The 17,698-nt window shown below is 57.4% G+C and carries 17 protein-coding genes and 1 tRNA gene; 14 read left to right on the forward strand and 4 right to left on the reverse strand.

Annotated features, from left to right (window positions below; translation table 11 throughout):
• The 12 genes from AC2FNB_RS17295 to AC2FNB_RS17350 all read left to right on the forward strand — a co-directional run.
• On the forward strand, positions 1–585 hold a 585-nt coding region (locus tag AC2FNB_RS17295), incomplete at its 5' end, for an enoyl-CoA hydratase family protein (RefSeq protein ID WP_496748195.1).
• A 3-nt stretch (positions 586–588) separates the two neighbouring features.
• Positions 589–1,749: an acyl-CoA dehydrogenase family protein gene (locus tag AC2FNB_RS17300; RefSeq protein WP_496748197.1), complete on the forward strand. Its 1,161-nt coding sequence runs from the start codon at positions 589–591 to the stop codon at positions 1,747–1,749.
• A gap of 1 nt (position 1,750) precedes the next feature.
• Positions 1,751–3,373 (forward strand): AMP-binding protein, encoded by a 1,623-nt coding sequence (locus AC2FNB_RS17305; protein ID WP_496748199.1) that lies wholly within the window; start codon positions 1,751–1,753, stop codon positions 3,371–3,373.
• A 171-nt stretch (positions 3,374–3,544) separates the two neighbouring features.
• Positions 3,545–4,684, forward strand: a complete 1,140-nt coding sequence (locus AC2FNB_RS17310; protein ID WP_480748104.1) for an ABC transporter substrate-binding protein — start codon at positions 3,545–3,547, stop codon at positions 4,682–4,684.
• A 51-nt stretch (positions 4,685–4,735) separates the two neighbouring features.
• Positions 4,736–5,656 (forward strand): branched-chain amino acid ABC transporter permease, encoded by a 921-nt coding sequence (locus AC2FNB_RS17315; protein WP_496748201.1) that lies wholly within the window; start codon positions 4,736–4,738, stop codon positions 5,654–5,656.
• Positions 5,653–6,636 carry a branched-chain amino acid ABC transporter permease gene (locus AC2FNB_RS17320; protein WP_496748203.1) on the forward strand — a complete coding sequence of 328 codons (984 nt, stop codon included), beginning with the start codon at positions 5,653–5,655 and terminating at the stop codon, positions 6,634–6,636. Before AC2FNB_RS17315 ends, AC2FNB_RS17320 begins: the two co-directional genes overlap by 4 nt.
• Entirely contained in the window at positions 6,629–7,378 is a 750-nt protein-coding gene (locus AC2FNB_RS17325) for an ABC transporter ATP-binding protein (protein ID WP_480748101.1), read from the forward strand. Before AC2FNB_RS17320 ends, AC2FNB_RS17325 begins: the two co-directional genes overlap by 8 nt.
• Positions 7,375–8,064: an ABC transporter ATP-binding protein gene (locus AC2FNB_RS17330; protein WP_480748100.1), complete on the forward strand. Its 690-nt coding sequence runs from the start codon at positions 7,375–7,377 to the stop codon at positions 8,062–8,064. The genes AC2FNB_RS17325 and AC2FNB_RS17330 overlap by 4 nt, the downstream gene beginning before the upstream one ends.
• 2 nt (positions 8,065–8,066) lie before the next feature.
• Positions 8,067–8,474: an acyl-CoA thioesterase gene (locus AC2FNB_RS17335; RefSeq protein WP_480748099.1), complete on the forward strand. Its 408-nt coding sequence runs from the start codon at positions 8,067–8,069 to the stop codon at positions 8,472–8,474.
• Positions 8,471–8,878: a RidA family protein gene (locus AC2FNB_RS17340; RefSeq protein ID WP_496748206.1), complete on the forward strand. Its 408-nt coding sequence runs from the start codon at positions 8,471–8,473 to the stop codon at positions 8,876–8,878. The genes AC2FNB_RS17335 and AC2FNB_RS17340 overlap by 4 nt, the downstream gene beginning before the upstream one ends.
• 40 nt (positions 8,879–8,918) lie before the next feature.
• Positions 8,919–9,806: a tryptophan 2,3-dioxygenase gene (locus AC2FNB_RS17345; RefSeq protein WP_496748208.1), complete on the forward strand. Its 888-nt coding sequence runs from the start codon at positions 8,919–8,921 to the stop codon at positions 9,804–9,806.
• 2 nt (positions 9,807–9,808) lie between these two features.
• Entirely contained in the window at positions 9,809–10,630 is an 822-nt protein-coding gene (locus AC2FNB_RS17350; RefSeq protein ID WP_480748096.1) for an alpha/beta hydrolase, read from the forward strand.
• A gap of 11 nt (positions 10,631–10,641) precedes the next feature.
• Here AC2FNB_RS17350 and AC2FNB_RS17355 read toward each other — a convergent pair whose 3' ends face one another.
• Genes AC2FNB_RS17355 through AC2FNB_RS17365 form a run of 3 tightly spaced genes read right to left on the reverse strand, consistent with a single transcriptional unit; the run spans position 10,642 to position 15,064 of the window.
• A complete protein-coding gene (locus AC2FNB_RS17355) occupies positions 10,642–13,839 on the reverse strand; it encodes an efflux RND transporter permease subunit (RefSeq protein ID WP_480748095.1) in 3,198 nt (1,065 codons plus the stop codon).
• A complete protein-coding gene (locus tag AC2FNB_RS17360; RefSeq protein ID WP_496748210.1) occupies positions 13,832–14,812 on the reverse strand; it encodes an efflux RND transporter periplasmic adaptor subunit in 981 nt (326 codons plus the stop codon). Before AC2FNB_RS17360 ends, AC2FNB_RS17355 begins: the two co-directional genes overlap by 8 nt.
• A 51-nt stretch (positions 14,813–14,863) precedes the next feature.
• On the reverse strand, positions 14,864–15,064 hold the full coding sequence (locus AC2FNB_RS17365) for a YgaP family membrane protein (RefSeq protein WP_496748212.1): 201 nt from the start codon (positions 15,062–15,064) through the stop codon (positions 14,864–14,866).
• A 195-nt stretch (positions 15,065–15,259) separates the two neighbouring features.
• Between AC2FNB_RS17365 and AC2FNB_RS17370 the strand changes: the two genes are divergently transcribed.
• A complete protein-coding gene (locus AC2FNB_RS17370) occupies positions 15,260–15,943 on the forward strand; it encodes a phosphoribosyltransferase (RefSeq protein WP_496748214.1) in 684 nt (227 codons plus the stop codon).
• 69 nt (positions 15,944–16,012) lie between these two features.
• A tRNA-Ser gene (locus AC2FNB_RS17375) sits at positions 16,013–16,102 on the forward strand.
• Between the two features lie 74 nt (positions 16,103–16,176).
• Here the strand turns inward: AC2FNB_RS17375 and pbfA are convergent.
• The gene (pbfA, locus tag AC2FNB_RS17380) at positions 16,177–17,526 is read right to left on the reverse strand and encodes a (R)-1-hydroxy-2-aminoethylphosphonate ammonia-lyase (RefSeq protein WP_496748216.1); all 1,350 of its coding nucleotides are present in this window, start codon (positions 17,524–17,526) and stop codon (positions 16,177–16,179) included.
• Positions 17,527–17,698: the final 172 nt, after the last annotated feature.

Consider the following 17,698-nt stretch of genomic DNA (forward strand, 5'->3'; position numbering starts at 1 on the left):
ATTGGGCCGCTGACCCGGATGAACATGAAGGAATTGCTGGCATTCACCCGGATGACCGGGGATCTGGTCAAGGCGATGGTGAATTGCGGCAAGCCGGTAATTGCCGCCGTCGACGGGATTTGTGTCGGTGCCGGTGCCATCATTGCCATGGCAAGCGATCTGCGCATTGGAACACCCGACGCAAAAACTGCTTTTCTGTTTACCCGTGTGGGCCTAGCCGGATGCGACATGGGTGCCTGCGCCATCCTGCCCCGGATCATTGGCCAAGGGCGCGCCGCCGAGTTGCTGTATACCGGCCGTTCCATGAGCGCCGAAGAAGGCGAGCGCTGGGGGTTTTTCAATCGTCTTGTGCCTGCAGGAAATTTGGAGGCAGAGGCACAGGACCTGGCGGCCCGTTTGGCCGCAGGTCCGAATTTTGCGCATATGATGACCAAGACAATGCTCGCGCAGGAGTGGTCGATGTCCGTTGAACAGGCCATCGAAGCCGAGGCGCAAGCACAAGCAATCTGCATGCAAACCGGCGATTTTGAACGCGCCTATACCGCGTTCGTCGCCAAGGAAAAACCGGTGTTCGAGGGGGATTGAGTCATGGTGGATCGATCCTTTCTGAACTGGCCTTTTTTTGACCAGAGGCATCGGAAGCTTGCCGATGCGCTGGAAATGTGGGCCGGTCAGGAACTTGCGAGGATCGACCATTTCGACACTGATGCAGCCTGCCGTAGCCTTGTTGCCACACTTGGTCAGGATGGCTGGTTAAAACACACCGCGTCAGATCAAGGGGGCGATGCGCTTGACGTCAGAACCCTGTGCTTGATCCGGGAAACGCTGGCCCGGCACGATGGTCTGGCGGATTTTGCCTTTGCCATGCAAGGGCTGGGAACAGGTGCAATTTCACTTTTCGGCACTGCCGCACAAAAAGCCGAATGGCTGTCACTGACAACAGCGGGCAAGGCGATATCGGCCTTTGCCCTGACCGAGCCGCAATCGGGGTCAGATGTTGCCAATTCCACGATGACGGCGACTCGTGACGGTAATGACTTTGTTCTGAACGGAGAAAAAACCTGGATTTCAAATGGCGGCATCGCCGATGTCTACACGGTGTTCGCCCGTACCGGAGAGACCCCCGGTGCCAAAGGACTGTCGGCCTTTGTCGTGCCCGCCGGTCTGCCCGGTTTTGAAGTGACCGAGCGGCTGCACACGATTGCACCGCATCCCCTTGCTACTCTGCGCTTTTCGGAATGCCGCATTCCCGCCGCTGCCATGATCGGTGCGCCCGGAGACGGATTCCGGATCGCCATGTCGGTTTTGGATGTGTTTCGCTCCACCGTGGCGGCAGCCGCGCTAGGGTTTTCCCGCCGCGCACTCGACGAAGCCCTGACCCGAGTGCAGGCGCGCAGAATCGGCGGCGCGCCCTTGTCGGATTTACAGATGGTGCAAGGCCACATTGCCGATATGGCCGTGGATGTGGACGCCGCAGCCCTGCTTGTTTACCGCGCCGCGTGGTCCAAGGATTCCGGAGCGCCGCGCATCACGCGCGAGGCAGCCATAGCCAAGCTGTTTGCAACCGACCACGCCCAGCAGGTCATCGACCGGGCCGTGCAGCTTTTTGGCGGCGACGGAGTGAAATCGGGGGAAACGGTCGAAAAGCTGTACCGCGAAATCCGGGCGCTGCGCATCTATGAGGGCGCATCGGATGTGCAGCGCGTGGTAATCGCGCGGCAAACCCTTGGCGCGCATCAGGGAGGATGACATGCTGAGACCATCTGCCCATATTGACACCTTCGCGCGGGACAACTTGCCGCCGGCAGATCAATGGCCGGACCTGCTGCTTGACGCGTTCGACTATCCGGATCGACTGAATGCCGCGGTCGAGTTAACGGACCAGATGGTGGAAAAGGGGTTTGGCGACCACACTGCACTGATCGGGAACGGGCGGCGCCGCACGTACAAGGAGTTGACGGACTGGAGCAATCGCATCGCGCATGTTCTGGTCGAGAATCTGGGTGTTGTGCCGGGCAACCGCATCCTGATCCGTTCCGCAAACAACCCGGCAATGGTGGCCTGCTGGCTGGCCGCGACCAAGGCCGGTGCGGTCGTCGTCAACACGATGCCAATGTTGCGCACAGGTGAGTTGACAAAAATCGTGGACAAGGCGGAAATCACGCATGCGTTGTGCGATACGCGCCTCAAGGACGAATTGGTCGCTTGCGCCAAGGCATCGAAGTATCTGAAAACCGTTGTCGGCTTTGACGGCACTGCCAATCACGACGCCGAACTGGACCGGCTGGCGTTGGAAAAGCCTGTGCACTTTGACGCCGTCAAGACCAGCCAGGACGATGTCGCGCTTTTGGGGTTCACTTCGGGAACCACCGGCTCGCCCAAGGCCACGATGCATTTCCATCGCGATTTACTGATTATCGCGGACGGCTATGCCAAGGAGGTTTTGAAGGTCACGCCAGAAGACGTGTTTGTCGGCTCTCCTCCATTGGCATTCACTTTTGGTCTCGGAGGGCTGGCGATCTTTCCGCTTCGGTTCGGTGCGGCGGCGGCCTTGCTGGAAAACGCCTCGCCCCCGAATCTCATCGAAATCATTCAAACCTATAAGGCAACAGTCTGTTTCACGGCGCCGACGGCCTATCGAACGATGTTGGCGGCGATGGAAGAAGGGGCCGACTTGTCCTGCCTGCGAGCGGCGGTGTCGGCGGGGGAAACCCTGCCCGCCCCAATTTACGACGACTGGATGGCAAAGACCGGCAAGCCGATGCTGGACGGCATCGGCGCGACCGAGATGTTGCATATCTTTGTCACCAATCGGTTTTCCGACCACCGCCCCGCCTGCACGGGCAAACCGGTCACGGGATACGAAGCGAAAGTCATTGACGATGACGGGGCCGAACTTCCACCCGGAACAGTCGGTCGCCTTGCCGTGCGCGGCCCGACCGGTTGCCGTTATCTCGATGACGAGCGACAGTGTGACTATGTGCTGGATGGCTGGAACATTACCGGCGACAGCTTTACCATGGATGCGGAAGGGTATCTGCATTTTGCCGCCCGAAACGACGACATGATTCAAAGCTCGGGCTACAACATTTCAGGTCCCGAGGTCGAGGCCGCGTTGTTATCACATCCCGCGGTATCCGAATGCGCGGTGGTGGCAAAACCGGACGAGGCGCGCGGCAACATCGTTCAGGCGCATGTGGTTCTGAACGAAGGCCATGCCCCCGATGAGGCAACGATCAAGGCGTTGCAGGATCACGTCAAGACGACGATTGCACCGTACAAGTATCCGCGCAGCATCGTATTCACGGGTGCGCTACCCAAGACGGCGACCGGGAAAATTCAGCGATTCCAGTTGCGTGAGGGCGGAAAATGATCTGCGTGCTTGCACCTTGGGAGAAACCGGATAGCCTTCGGCCCAGACGCTGAAGATCAAGCAAACGAACAACCCGCGGCATTTGGAAGGGGGCGGCGGGAACTCGGGGGAGCCCGAACAGGAAGCGTCCAACAACACCTTCAAGAGACGTTGTTTTACAGGGAGAAGACAATGAAAACCAAATCTTTGCTTTTGGCGGCGGCAACTGCCGCTCTGACAGTTGGCATGGCCTTTGCCGAACCCGTAAAGGTCGGAATGATCACCACTTTGTCCGGCGGCGGTGCCGGATTGGGTATCGACGTGCGCGACGGTTTCATGCTGGCAGTCAAGCAATCCGGCAATTCCGACATTGAAGTCGTTATCGAGGATGACCAGAGAAAGCCGGATATCGCCGTGCAACTGGCCGACCGGATGATCCAATCCGACAAGGTGGATATCCTGACCGGAATCATCTGGTCGAACCTGGCGATGGCGGTTGTGCCGTCGGCGACCGCGCAGGGCAAGTTCTATTTGTCGCCAAATGCCGGACCTTCGGCCTTGGCGGGAAAAGGCTGTCACCAGAACTATTTCAACGTCGCATGGCAAAACGACAACCTGCATGAAGCAGCCGGTGCTTATGCAAAATCAACAGGTTACAAGAACAGCTTTATCCTTGCGCCCAACTATCCGGCGGGTCAGGATGCGCTGGCGGGCTACAAGCGCAAGTATGGTGGCGATCTGGCCGGCGAGGTTTACACCCAGCTAGGTCAAACCGACTATGCCGCAGAAATCGCCCAAATCCGGGCATCAGGCGCGGATAGCGTGTTCTTCTTTCTGCCGGGGGGTATGGGAATATCCTTCCTCAAGCAATACGCTGACAGTGGCGTCGACCTGCCTGTCGTCGGACCTGCCTTCAGCTTTGATCAGGGCATCCTTCAGGCGGTGGGAGCTGCGGCGCTTGGCGTGAAGAACACCAGCCAGTGGAACAAGGATATCGACAATGCCGCCAACAAAGCCTTTGTCGAAAGCTTCCAGGCTGAATATAGTCGCCTGCCTTCGCTCTATGCGTCGCAGGGGTTCGACACCGCAAACCTGATCCTGTCGGCCATGGCCAAAGCGGACGTGAACGATCAGGACGCGTTCCGTGCGGCGCTGGAAGACGCAGAGTTCGACTCGGTGCGCGGCGATTTCAAGTTCGGGCCGAACCACCACCCGATTCAGGACATCTATGTTCGCGAAGTCGTGCAGGAAGGTGATGTCTTCACCAACAAGATCCTGGGTGTCGCGCTGGAAGATCACGCCGACGTTTATGCGGCCGAATGCGAAATGTAAGATCCCGGCGGCGCAAGGCATTGTGCTTGCGCCGCCCTCTAGGATAGCGAAATGTCCTTCATTCTGCTGATTGAACAAATCCTGAATGGTTTGCAGTTCGGGGTGATGCTCTTTCTGACCGCCGCCGGTCTGACGCTGGTGTTCGGGGTGATGGGGCTTATCAACCTCGCCCATGGCTCGCTGTTCATGATTGGCGCTTTTGCCGCCGCAGCAACGGCTGCCGCAACAGGGAGTTTTGCGCTCGCACTGGCGGCCAGCCTTGCTGCGGCCGCAGCTGCCGGTGCATTGGTGGAGGTGCTGGTGATCCGGCGGCTGTACAATCGCGATCACCTCGATCAGGTTCTGGCGACTTTTGCCCTGATCCTGATTTTCTCTGAAGGAACCCGGTGGGTGTTCGGTTCGTTTCCCCTTTTCCTCAACATCCCGGATACCTTGTCCGGCCCGATCACCCTGCCCGGAGGCATTCAGTATCCGCTTTACCGGCTGACGATCATCGCCGTCGGCCTGATCGTTGCGGCCGGCCTGTTCCTGTTGATCTCGCGCACGCGGCTTGGCGTTCAGATCCGTGCCGGTGAGAGCGACCGCGAGATGATCGCGGCACTTGGCATCGATATCACCCGGCTTTACACCATCGTTTTTGCCCTTGGTGCGGCGCTGGCCGGATTGGCCGGCGCATTGGTCGGAGCAATCCAGTCTGTTCAGGTCGGCATGGGCGAGCCGGTGTTGATCCTTGCCTTTGTCGTGATCGTCATCGGCGGTATCGGGTCGATCAAGGGGGCGCTGGTCGGTTCGATCCTCGTCGGCGTAACCGACACGCTTGGGGGAGTACTCCTGCCGGCAACGTTCAAGCTTTTCATGGACCCGGCCTCGGCCACCTCGGTGGGGTCGGCACTGGCATCGATGTTGATCTACATCCTGATGGCGGTCGTGTTGATCGCGAAACCTACCGGACTGTACGGAGCACGCGCATGAGCCGCGAAAGTATCTTCAACGCAGTTCTGGCACTCGGTCTGTTGCTGTTTCCGCTGTGGGCATATGTGTCGGATGAACCTTTCATGATCACGCTGTCCACGCGGGTGGCCATTCTTGCGTTGGCGGGTGTTGGCCTCAACATCGCGTTGGGGCTGGGGGGCTTGGTCAGCCTTGGGCACGCGGCGTTCTTTGGAATCGGCGGGTATGCAATGGGCATCCTTGCCAGTCATGCCCAAAGCTATTCGCCCCTGATGCAGACACCGTTTTTGATAGAGGGAACCAAGTCGATGCCAGTTATCTGGTTGACGGCGCTGTTTGCCTCGGCGCTGGCCGCGCTGGTTATCGGCGCTCTCAGCCTGCGTACCACAGGTGTCTATTTCATCATGATCACCCTCGCCTTTGGCCAGATGCTGTTCTATTTCGCGATAAGCTGGCCCGCTTATGGCGGCGAAGACGGGTTGTCGATCTATGTCCGCAACGATTTCCCCGGTCTCAATACGTTGGATCCGATCCAGTTCTTTTTGATCGCATATGTGATCCTGGCGGCGGCACTCTTTCTGTCTGCAAGGCTTGCGAAATCGCCGTTTGGTCTGGCATTGAATGCGGCGCGTCAAACGGCGGAAAGAGTCGAAACCATCGGGATAACGCCCTATCGTTTGCGTCTGACCGCTTTTGTGATCTCAGGCATGATTACCGGACTTGCGGGTGCCCTATTTGCCGATCTCAATCGCTTTGTCAGCCCCACCATGTTCAGTTGGCAGACCTCAGGCGAGATCATGATCTTTATCATACTTGGCGGCACGGCCCGGCTGTTCGGCCCGGTGGCAGGCGCTGCTTTGTTCATTGCGCTGGAACACGTTCTTGGCGGATTGTCCGAATTCTGGCACGTCTATCTGGGCCTGCTTTTGCTGGCTGTTGTTCTTTTCGCGCGCGGCGGCATCATCGGCACTTTGACCGGACAGGAGGCGCAGCATGGCTGAACCAGTCCTGTCCGTTCGCAGCATCACCAAGAGCTTTGGGGCGCTCAAGGCATCGGACGACGTGAGCCTTGATCTGCGTCCCGGTGAAATCCACGCCCTGATCGGCCCGAACGGCGCCGGTAAATCCACCCTGATCAAACAGATAGCCGGCGGACTGAAGCCGGATAGCGGAGAGGTTCATTTTCTCGGGCAGAATGTGACGGCGTTGAGCACGGTTCAGCGCGCGCGAATGGGTTTGGGACGCACATTTCAGATATCCGCGCTGGCGATGCAGGACACGGTTCTGCAAAACGCCCTGCTGGGGGCGCTCGGGGCCAGCGGCAGGCCCTATCGGTTCTTTCGCCCGGTCCTCAGGGACAAGTCCCTTCGTGGCATCGCCGAGCATGCATTGGATCGTGTCGGCCTGTCCGATCATGCGGCCATTCGCACTTCGGACCTGTCGCATGGGCAGCGCCGGCAGTTGGAGGTTGCCGTGGCTCTAACCCTCAATCCGCGCGCCTTCATCATGGATGAACCCATGGCCGGGCTTGGCGCCAGTGGATCGAAACATCTGACCGGATTTCTAAACGAGTTGCGGCATGAAGCGCCCATTTTGCTGGTCGAACATGATATGGACGCCGTTTTTGCCCTGGCCGACCGGATCAGCGTGCTGGTCTATGGCGAAGTGATCGCCACCGGAACGGTCGACGAAATCCGCGCTCATCCCGAGGTGCGCCGCGCGTATCTGGGAGAGGATGCATGAGCCTGCTGAGCCTTACCAATGTCTCGGCCTTTTATGGTGCGTCGCAAGCGCTGTTCAAGGTCAACCTACGGGTGAATGAAGGTGCAGTCATATCACTGATGGGCCGCAACGGAATGGGCAAAACGACCACGGTCAAGACGATCCTGCGGATGCTGCCGGTTGCTGGCGGCGAGTTGATGTTCGACGGCCACGACCTGCGCCGTTTGCCCAGCCACAAGGCCGCAAGACTCGGCCTGGGCCTCGTACCCGAAGGTCGGCGGTGCTTTCCGAACCTGAGCGTCGAAGAAAACCTGACGGCCGCCGCCCGCCCGGGTCATTGGGACATGAAACGAATATCCGCCCTGTTTCCACGATTGCAGGAGCGGCGGTCGCAATCCGCGGCTTCGCTTTCAGGCGGCGAGCAGCAAATGCTTGCAATTGGCCGCGCCCTGATGACCAACCCGCGCCTGCTGATCCTCGACGAAGCGACCGAAGGTCTGGCCCCGATCGTGCGACAGGAAATCTGGGCCGCCATCGCGACTTTGAAGCGGGAAACAGGGCTGGCAATCTTGGTCATCGACAAATCGCTGAAGGAACTAACGGAAGTGGCCGACGAAGCTGTTATCCTGCAACGTGGTGAAACTGTCTGGCATGGCGCGATGGGCGCGCTGACCCCGGATGTCACCGACAAATACCTGGGAGTGTGACCATGGCGTATCAGTGGAAACAAAAGGTTCTGTTCAAACACTGCGACCCGGCGGGGATCGTGTTCTATCCCCGCTACGTCGAAATGATCAACGATTGTGTCGAGGCGTTCTTTTACGACGCGTTGGACTATCCGTTCGAGGGGTTTCACAAACTCGACGCCGGTGTGCCAACTGTCCAGATCGAATCGACGTTTCACGCGCCCAGTTATCACGGCGACATGCTGGATTTTTCATTGCAGCCCGTGTCGGTCGGGCGCAGCAGTTTCGGCTTTGCAATGACCGCAACCTGCAATGGAGAAGCGCGGATGAGCGTAAAGGCAACGTTGGTCCATGTGCAAGGTCACAAGTCGGCCCCATGGCCCCAAGCGGTACGTGACAGGCTTTCCCAGATGATTGGAGGCACAGCATGAGCAATCAGGTGATACATCCCGAGGGCTGGTTGCCCGCCAAGGGCTATGCGAACGGTACGTTGGCCGACGACGGCACACTCTATGTCGGAGGCCAGGTCGGATGGACGGCCGAACAGGTCTTTGAAACCAACGACTTCATCGGCCAGATGGAACAGACTTTGCGAAACATCGCGGACGTGGTGCACGCCGCTGGTGGAGAGGTCAGCGACATTACCCGGCTCACCTGGTATGTGACGGACAAAAGGGAGTACCTTGCCCGGCAACGCGAAGTAGGTGAAGCCTATCGCAAGATAATGGGTCGGCATTTCCCGGCTATGACAATGGTTGTCGTCGCCGGGCTGGTTGAGGATGGTGCGCTGCTCGAAATCGAAGCGACAGCAAAACTAGCGCCAAAAAAACACTAGATATTCAAGAAACGCGCATCCTTATTCAGGAGAGCCTGCGATGGCACAAGAGGATAACAAGGACCGCCTGCTCAAACGCGGGATCGAAGATACGTTGGTCACCGACTTTGCCAATACCCACCGCAAGAGTTATGGCGACTTTCTTCAACTCAAGACGCTGCTAAGTATCCAGAAGACCTTTCAGGACCCCGCGCAACCTGACGAGATGCTGTTCATCATCATCCACCAGGTCAGCGAGCTGTGGCTCAAACTCATGCATCATCAGCTGGTCGAGGTGCGCAGGTTCCTGCAACAGGACGACTTTGGCCCGGCAATGAAGAACCTCGACAGGATCAAGGCCATCCAGCGACAACTGATCTCGGCATGGGATACCCTGCTGACCATGACGCCAGCCGATTACATGACCTTCCGGAACGCGTTGGGGAATTCTTCGGGGTTTCAGAGCTATGGATACCGCCAGATCGAGTTCATTCTTGGCAACAAGGATGTCTCGACACTGAAGGTTCACGAACATGACCCGGACGTCATGGAGATGCTGAACGCAGCACTGACGAAACCCTCGCTATATGACGAAGTTCTTCACATGCTGGCGAGACAGGGGTTCGACGTTCCGCAAGAGCTGCTGGATCGGGACTATTCTCAGCCCTATTCCGGTGATCCTCGCATCGTGAAGATTTGGGTCGAAGTATTCCGAAATACCGAGAAATACTGGGATCTTTATGCCTTGGCCGAAAAGCTGATGGATGTGGAGTCGCTGTTTCAGAGGTGGCGGTTCGATCATGCGACTGCGGTTGAGAGGGTGATCGGAATGCAGCCGGGTACAGGCGGATCAAGTGGCGTGGCATTCCTGAGAAAGGCTCTTGAGCTCAAGTTCTTCCATGACCTCTATGACATGCGGACAGAACTGATGTACCGGCAGGGAGCCTGAATGTGCTGTATCGTGGCTTCTCTCGCGAGGAACTGGCGCTTGAATATTCACCCAGCGCCATGGTCGGCGGGGATATCACACCCTATCTGGCCAGTTATGCAGCCCTGAGTGCCGAGGCCCGTGCTGATCTGACAGTTCGGGATAACCTGGATTATGGGAAAGAGCCAAGCCATGTCCTAGACTATTTTCCCGGACGAGAAGCCAACTCTCCTTTGCATATATTCATTCACGGAGGCTATTGGCAGGCGCTCAGCCAACACGAATCTTCGATGATGGCCCCTGCCCTGATCGAAACGGGTCACGCCTTTGCCACGCTGAACTATACGCTCGCGCCGGTCGCCCGACTGGGTGATATGATTTTGGAATGCCGTACGGCGTTGATGTGGCTGGCACAGAATTCCGAACCATTGGGGTTTGACCCTGCGCGCGTCACGCTATCGGGCCACAGCGCCGGCGGGCATCTGGCGGCGATGGTTATGGCATCCGCAGCCGCGGACTTGGCCAATGCGGGTATGATGATTCAAAACGTAATCTTGGTTAGTGGCGTTTTCGACCTGGAGCCCATTGCGCTGACCCCCGTCAATGACCCGCTGCAACTGACCGATAAAGAAATTCAGGCGTTGTCACCAATGCAAAACCTGCCCCTTATCGGGCCGCATTACCGGGTGACGGTTGCTGAACGTGACACACCCGAGTTCATCCGTCAAAGCCGCGACTATGCCGAGGCTTTGCGCAAAGCCGGACACTCTGTCAGTTTTGACCTGCAAAAGGGGATGCACCATTTCGATATCATTTTGCATTCGGGAACCTTTTTGGCGCGGTAGTGCACAATCTCTCAACTCCGAAAGACGCGGTATATCGCGGGGATCACGAGGACCGTCAAAAGCGTCGAGGACAGTAAGCCAAAGAGCAACGACAAGGCGAGGCCCTGAAAGATCGGATCGGCCAAGATCACGACTGCGCCAATCATCGCGGCCAGGGCTGTCAGAAGGATAGGTTTAAAGCGTATCGACCCGGCTTCGATAAGAATATCGATCTTCGATTTGCCCTCGGGGTCCGCATGTCGGATGAAATCCACCAACAGGATCGAGTTGCGTACAATGATCCCGGCCAGTGCAATGAAACCGATCATTGACGGGGCAGAGAACGGTGCATTCCACCACCAATGCCCCAGCATGATCCCGACAAAGGTCAGCGGGATCGGTGTCAGGATCACCAGCGGCAACTTGAACGACCCGAACTGCCCGACCACGAGGATGTAAATACCCAGCAAGGCCACGGCAAATGCCGCGCCCATGTCGCGGAAGGTGACATAGGTGACCTCCCATTCGCCGTCCCACAACAGGGTTGGATGTGTGTCATCTTCGGGTTGGCCGTTGAAACGGATTTCCGGCTTTGTCCCTTCGTCCCACTCCATCCCCTCGATCAGATCGGCAACCGCCAACATACCATAAATCGGAGCCTCGAACGCACCGGCCAATTCGGCCTGAACCATTTCTGCCGCGCGTCCGTTGCGCCGAAATATCGGGAACGAGGCCTGTTCGTCGACAATGTCCACCACGTCACCCAATTCGATCACCCCGCGTGATCCCGGCAATGTGTTGGCAGGCACTGGCGTGGACAGGAAACGTTCATCCATGACCCGGTGGGCCTTGTCACGCTCGATCACGATGGGCAAAGGCGGTCGACCTTCGCCACGATGCGAATAGCCCACTGTATTGCTGGAGCCGAGTATGGCAAGCGTGTCAAAGACGTCCTGCTCCTGCACACCGAAATATTCCAGTTGATCGGTCGACAAAACGGCACGCAGGCGGCGCGGTTGGGTTCCGAAACTGTCATCGACATCGACGACAAACGGAACCTCTTCGAAAGCATCTCGCACTTTCTGAGCAACCGCACGGCGCGTCTGGCCGTCAGGGCCATAGATTTCGGCAAGCATCGTCGACAACACCGGCGGCCCCGGAGGCGGTTCGACCGTTTTCAGACTGGTTCCGACGGGTACATCCAGTTGCGCAATCCGTTCACGGATATCCAGCGCGATCTCATGGCTGGTTCGCGTACGGTCGTGTTTCGGCAACAGGTTGATCTGAACATCGCCAAGATGCGCAGACTTGCGCAGATAATAGTGCCGAACCAACCCGTTGAAATTGAACGGCGCGGCATCGGCCGCATGGGTCTGGACCGCGACGACCTCAGGTACTTCGAGAACTGCGCGGGCCACATCCTGCGCCACTGCATCCGTGGCTTCAACCGATGTGCCTTCCGGCAAGTCGATGACAACCGAAAGCTCCGACTTGTTGTCGAATGGCAAAAGCTTGACTGTCACGTCCTTGGTGTAGATCAATCCAAGCGATCCGAAAGACAAGATGGCGGTCGCCAGCAGAAACAAACCCGCACGAGTTTTGGTTTTCAGCAGCGGGCGCGCGACGGATTCGTAAAGACGCCCCAACCGACCGCCGCGTTCCTCACCTGCATGCGCCGGGGCGTGGCCGGCGATCTTGACCATCAACCACGGGGTTATGATCACCGCGACGAAAAAGGAAAAGATCATTGCAGCCGAGGCATTGGCGGGGATCGGGCTCATATACGGGCCCATCAGACCCGAAACGAACAGCATCGGCAGCAAGGCGGCTACAACGGTCAACGTTGCGATGATCGTGGGGTTGCCAACCTCGGCCACCGCACGGATGGCCTTGGAAACTCGCGTTTCCTTATCCGGCATAGCCCAGTGGCGCGCGATGTTTTCGATCACGACAATGGCGTCATCGACCAGGATCCCGATCGAAAAGATGAGCGCGAAAAGAGACACCCGGTTGAGCGTGTAGCCCATGATCCAAGCCGAAAACAGCGTCAACAGAATGGTCACGGGGATCACGATGGCCACAACCATGCTTTCCCGCCAGCCAATCGCGATCAGCACAAGGCCGACGATGGATACCGTTGCAAGACCAAGGTGAAACAATAACTCGTTGGCCTTTTCGTTGGCGGTATCGCCATAGTCGCGCGTGACCTCGACATGCACACTGTTTGGGATCAGATCACCTTCAAGCTGGTGCACCCGGTGCAGGATCGCCTCGCCCACAACCACCGCATTTGCCCCGGCGCGTTTGGCAAGTGCGAGCGTCACGGCAGGCGTGCGGGTTATTTCCCCGTTTGCACCGCGAGAAACGTTGGCCACGATCCGGTCTGTTGTATCGGGAACATAGCTGACGTCGGCGACATCGCGAACATAAACAGGGCGATTGTCGCGTGTGGTCAGCAGAAGGTCCGAGATGTCCTTGGGGGCTTGCAGGGTTTGACCAGCCACAAATCCTATCTGCTGTCCCCGATCCCGCAGATTGCCTGTTGGGAAAGACCGGTTAGCGGCCTGCACTTTTTGGGACAATTGCTGGAGAGTGACCCCATAGAGGGCAAGCCTGTCAGGGTCAGGCGCGATCCGGATCGCATCCGTAGCTTCGCCGACGACATAGGTCAGGCCTACGTCTTCGATCTTGGCAAGTTCCACCTTCAATTCACGAGCAACACGTGTCAGATCACTTGCCGTGACACCCTGCCCGCTTTCCGAGGGCGTCAGTGTCAGCGTCATGATCGCAACATCGTCGATCCCGCGCCCTACAATCAACGGGTCGGAAATACCGTAGGGAATGCGGTCCAGATTGGCGCGTACCTTTTCATGAACACGCAGAATGGCCGCATCTGCTGGGGTTCCGACGAGAAATCTGGCGGAGACAATCGCGAGATCATCATAGGTGGTCGAATATACATGTTCGACGTCATTGATGCCTTTGACAATCGTTTCCAACGGTTCGGTAATCAGCTTGACGGCATCATCAGCCTTGAGGCCCGGGGCCTGTACGTGAATGTCCACAAGCGGAACCGAGATTTGCGGCTCTTCCTCGCGCGGCAAAGCCCCAAGCGCCACAAACCCCATCACGAGTGCTACGATGATCATCAGCGGCGTCAGGGCCGACTGAATGAAGGCCCTTGTCAATCCGCCCGCAACCCCGAGCGGCACCTTGCCGAACTCACTCATGTCCGACCACCACTATGTCGCCTTCTGACAGGCCAGTCAGAACCTCGGCCATGTGCCTGCCATCAATCGATATCTTGCGGCCGATCACAACCGTTCTGTCAATCACTTCTTCAACGTCTAGCCGGATCCGAACGAAATCCAATCCACGGCGGTTGTTGACAGCTTCTTCAGGGATCAGGAGTCCCATTCTCTCCCCTACGGGAAGACGAACGAGAACTCGCGCATTGACGTAGCGGCTTTCGAGGCCCTCCACTTCCACGTCAGCGGTCACCCTTCCGTTTTCGATTTCGGGATAGAGTTTGACGATCGTACCGCCGACACTGTTGCCCCTTTCTTCGATGCGAATTTTGTCACCTTCAGTCAGCGCAGTCGCGTGGCGTTCTGGGACGGACAGTCGCAGATAAAGCCCGCCGCCTCCGATCCTGGCTACCTCTTCCCCAGGCAGAACGACCGACCCTTCGGTCACAGGTACGGCAAGAACTACGCCATTGAGCGGAACAAGCACCGCGCCTTCTTGTGTCTGCTGTTCCAGCACCTGCTTTTCGGCACGCGTCGCCGAGATTTCGTTTTCCATAACGCTGACTCTGGTTCGTAACAGATCAACCTGTTGGCTTGACATAACGCCGCGTTCAAACAGTTCCTCTCCGCGTTTCAACTCGGCATTTGCGTTTGCCAGCTGCGCGGTCAACGCTTCGATGCGCCCGCTGACCGTCTGTATCCGGAAAGCGAGCTTCTCATCTTCAATCAGACCGATCTGTTGTCCGCTGGTGACGCTATCCCCTTCGCTGACTGAAAGCTGTGTGATCGTGCCGCCCAGGCGGGACCGCGCAGATATCTGGTCGCGGGCTTCGATCTGGCCGAATACGGCCTTCCATTCAACAATCGGCAAAGCCTTAACCGGAAAGGAATCATCGGCAAAGGCCGCGGCAGGAATTGCCGTCAGACACAACGCAGCGAGGGTCTTGAAGTTCATTACGCACCTCATTTGGTTGCAATTGGCCGGTCGCAACTAAGTGGATTTCAACTAGAACGCCGAACCAGCCTTTACGCCCAGCTTCTTGAACAGCATGGCTGCGGGGCAGAATCCGGTAAACGAGGACTGGATCATGTTTATTCCGATAAATACGGTAAACCACATCCACAAGGGCGATACGAAAACCGTGAGCACGACGCTCAGCAGAACCATCAGTCCGGCGAACAACATTACAGTGCGATCGAGTGTCATGACGTGAATTCCTTTGAAATTGACATTGGCATCATGCCTGTCCATCACTTTCACATAATTGAATGCATCATCACATTCAATAAGGAGAATGTTTATTTTGGCACGTCTCAATAAATTACCAGGATGGCGGAGAAGCCAATTGACATGGTAGACTGAACTGGCAACCCATTTTCTTGTCGCTAAGCGGGGAAAGCCGTGCAGCGCTTTCAAAACAGAGCGGAAGCTGGAAAAGTCCTTGCCGCGGCAATTGCCGCAAAAGGCTATGCAGATCCGGTGATCTTGGCACTGCCCCGGGGCGGAGTACCGGTGGCCATCGAAGTCACGCGAGAATTGCACGCACCGCTGGACCTGCTGATGGTGCGCAAGATCGGCGCACCCGATCAACCCGAACTGGCGGTTGGAGCAGTGGTCAACGGAGATCACCCCGAATTCGAAACGAATATCGAAGTCGCGCGCGCATTAGGACTTTCGCCGGAAGACGTTGAACAAATGGCCAATGCACAGCTTGAGGAGATAAGGCGACGCCGCGCCAAGTATCTCGATGGCAGGCAACAAGTTCCAATCGACGGACGGACAGCCATCATTGTGGACGACGGTATCGCGACCGGCGCAACTGTCAGGGTCGCGATCAAGGCATTGCGACGCCGTTCCCCTAAAGCGATCATCCTTGCAGTCCCGGTCGCGCCCGTCGAAGTGATCAACACCCTGCGTTCGAAGGTGGACGATATTATCTGTCTTGCCACTCCTGTCCCGTTCTGGGCCGTGGGCGCGCACTATTCCGATTTTCAGCAAACAACAGATGAAGAAGTGACACGCCTGCTGATTGAGGCGAGCCTGATCTCGGACCAAGCCAGAAAACGACCGCCCGGACGACCGTAAAAAACACTGCAATCGGGATGCTTCTGGTTCTTGAAGAGGCCGCGGGGCCATGTTACCTGACGCCTGTTCGGAAGCGTGAGTGAGTGGTTGAAACTACCGGTCTTGAAAACCGGCGTACGTGAGAGCGTACCGTGGGTTCGAATCCCACCGCTTCCGCCACATTTTTTTCAAAGTGCCAACCACTCCAAGACTTTGAAGCCCATGTCACGATGCACTATCGACGTCGCCTGCTATCATTCGGTTACAGCCCGAATGGTGCGACATACGGTATCAAGCGCCTGATCCAACTCAATCCGACTGATGACTAATGGCGGCGACAGCGTCAGCACACACCCCTGACTGATCTTGAAACTGACACCGTTTTCCAGACAGGAATAGTAAATCTGTTCCGCCTTGGCATTGCCGGGTTGTTTGCTGGTCCTGTCCTCAACGATTTCAATCCCGAACATCAGGCCACGTCCCCTGACATCACCGACGATCGGATTACCGGCCAGTTCTTCGTTGAGCCGGTTGATGGCATAGTCTCCCAACTCTTCCGATCGCTCGACCAACCCCTCGTCCTCGATAATCTCGATGGTGGTCAGGGCGGCGCGGGCGGTAACCGGGTTCTTCTCATGCGTGTAATGACCAATCGCGAAATCACCACAAACATCCAGATCCTGGCGCGCGATACAGGCCGCGATGGGGAGAATCCCCCCACCCAGGGCTTTCCCCAAAGTGACGATATCCGGAATGATCTCGTCATGTTCGAAAGCAAACATTTTGCCGGTTTTCCCAAGACCGGTTGGGATCTCGTCCATGATCAAGAGCGCGCCGTGGCGGTTGCAGGCATCACGAACAGCCTTCCAAAACCCGACGGGCGGCACATAGGGAACAGCGCGCATGGGTTCAGCAATAACCGCAGCGATATCGCCTTCGCGTTCCAGAACGAATTCCACCATTCGCGCGCAAGCCAACCCGCAAGTGTCCGGACCGCTGTGATTGTAAGGACAGCGATAGCAAGCGAATGGCGCGACGTGTTCGGCGCCCGACAGCAACGGCCCGGCGATATGACTACGAAACGTGGCTTCGCCACCAACCGATGCCGCACCAAAACCCGCTCCGTGAAAAGCATCCCAAAACGAGATGGTCTTGAATCGGCCCGTCGCGGCCCGCGCTATCTTCAGCGCTACCTCGTTTGCGTCCGACCCGCCTGTTGTAAACAGAACCTTTCCCAAATCTCCGGGGCTGATTTCTGCCAGCTTTTCGGCCAGTTGCACGGCCGGCTCATTGGTAAACCGTCGCGGTGCGAACGGCAGTTCGTCCAGTTGAGCCTTAATTGCCTCGACCAAGCGGGGGTGACCGTACCCGATATGGTGAACCGAGTTACCGTGGAAATCCATATAGCGTCGGGCTTCGAGATCTTCAATCCAGATCCCTTCGGCCTTGACAATGGTACTGACGCAGGGGCTGGACAAGCTTTGGTGCAGGAAAACCTCGGCATCTCTACGCAACAGCGATTCAGAGGCCGGGCCATTGGATTTCTCCAACCAGGTCCTTCGCGCGTCGGATCGATTCGATTCGCCTTCGGTGTGAACGATCATGTCGGGTCTCGCCTGGTTGGATGCTGCAGTGTTCCCTGTCCGGGAAATATGGAAATCTAAACCTCCCAGTTTATCATGTTGGCCATGGCAGGGAGTATGTTTTGACGTTTGTGAAGAACTTCATGGCTTCGATGACGCCTTCTTTTACGCCGTTTCCGCTGTCCTTGATGCC

It is taken from the genome of Ruegeria sp. BHSB058, assembly GCF_059613285.1.

Coding starts and splice junctions, on each gene's coding strand:
- AC2FNB_RS17300 (WP_496748197.1), top strand. CDS start 589: ATGGTGGATCGATCCTTTCTGAACTGGCCTTTTTTTGACCAGAGGCAT.
- AC2FNB_RS17305 (WP_496748199.1), top strand. CDS start 1,751: ATGCTGAGACCATCTGCCCATATTGACACCTTCGCGCGGGACAACTTG.
- AC2FNB_RS17310 (WP_480748104.1), top strand. CDS start 3,545: ATGAAAACCAAATCTTTGCTTTTGGCGGCGGCAACTGCCGCTCTGACA.
- AC2FNB_RS17315 (WP_496748201.1), top strand. CDS start 4,736: ATGTCCTTCATTCTGCTGATTGAACAAATCCTGAATGGTTTGCAGTTC.
- AC2FNB_RS17320 (WP_496748203.1), top strand. CDS start 5,653: ATGAGCCGCGAAAGTATCTTCAACGCAGTTCTGGCACTCGGTCTGTTG.
- AC2FNB_RS17325 (WP_480748101.1), top strand. CDS start 6,629: ATGGCTGAACCAGTCCTGTCCGTTCGCAGCATCACCAAGAGCTTTGGG.
- AC2FNB_RS17330 (WP_480748100.1), top strand. CDS start 7,375: ATGAGCCTGCTGAGCCTTACCAATGTCTCGGCCTTTTATGGTGCGTCG.
- AC2FNB_RS17335 (WP_480748099.1), top strand. CDS start 8,067: ATGGCGTATCAGTGGAAACAAAAGGTTCTGTTCAAACACTGCGACCCG.
- AC2FNB_RS17340 (WP_496748206.1), top strand. CDS start 8,471: ATGAGCAATCAGGTGATACATCCCGAGGGCTGGTTGCCCGCCAAGGGC.
- AC2FNB_RS17345 (WP_496748208.1), top strand. CDS start 8,919: ATGGCACAAGAGGATAACAAGGACCGCCTGCTCAAACGCGGGATCGAA.
- AC2FNB_RS17355 (WP_480748095.1), bottom strand. CDS start 13,839: ATGAGTGAGTTCGGCAAGGTGCCGCTCGGGGTTGCGGGCGGATTGACA.
- AC2FNB_RS17360 (WP_496748210.1), bottom strand. CDS start 14,812: ATGAACTTCAAGACCCTCGCTGCGTTGTGTCTGACGGCAATTCCTGCC.
- AC2FNB_RS17365 (WP_496748212.1), bottom strand. CDS start 15,064: ATGACACTCGATCGCACTGTAATGTTGTTCGCCGGACTGATGGTTCTG.
- pbfA (WP_496748216.1), bottom strand. CDS start 17,526: ATGATCGTTCACACCGAAGGCGAATCGAATCGATCCGACGCGCGAAGG.